The 706-nt window shown below is 36.1% G+C and carries 1 protein-coding gene; it reads left to right on the top strand.

Going from position 1 to position 706, the window contains the following annotated elements; all coding sequences use genetic code 11:
* Positions 1 to 15: 15 nt before the first annotated feature.
* Positions 16 to 706: MBOAT family O-acyltransferase (locus AC1DQW_RS27860; protein ID WP_477457051.1), on the top strand; the 691-nt coding region annotated here is incomplete at its 3' end.

The raw sequence follows: 706 nt of genomic DNA, 5'->3' as shown, positions 1-706 counted from the left end.
GGAAGCACCCTTGTTTTGGGGGCGTTATTCTTTACTTTTCAAATTTATTGTGATTTTTCGGGCTACTCAGATATTGCATTAGGTGTAGCGCGGCTATTTGGAATCGAACTTTTAAGAAATTTCGCCTTCCCATATTTTTCAAGAGATGTTGCTGAATTTTGGAGAAGGTGGCATATCTCATTGTCAACCTGGTTCCGCGATTATTTGTACGTACCGCTTGGTGGCAGTAAAGGAGGAACCTGGCTTAAAGTACGAAATACTTTTATAATTTTTTTAGTGAGTGGTTTTTGGCATGGCGCAAACTGGACCTTTATAATTTGGGGCCTTTTAAATGCTCTGTTCATCATGCCATCAATTATCTTTAAAACCAACCGCAATAACCTCGAAATTGTTGCCAAGGGAAAAAGTTTGCCAACAATAAGTGAATTTTTACATATAATGCTAACTTTTTGTATGGTTGTTTTTGCCTGGGTTTTTTTCAGAGCCAATAACGTTACCCATGCATTAAACTATTTGGGTGAAATATTCTCTCGGTCACTTTTTTCAATGCCCGATTTTGAAATTAGCCGGCTACAATTATTACAAACCATTGCTTTAATTGTATTTTTTATCATCATTGAATGGAATGGCAGGGAAAATCAGTATGCAATTGAAACCTTAACCAAACTAAAAAAGAGAAATTACAGGTTAGCTTTTTATTATGCAC

This window comes from Mucilaginibacter sp. P5_A4, assembly GCF_056400605.1.
Note: the sequence above shows the minus strand (reverse complement) of the source record. Positions and strands in the feature narration are given on the sequence as shown.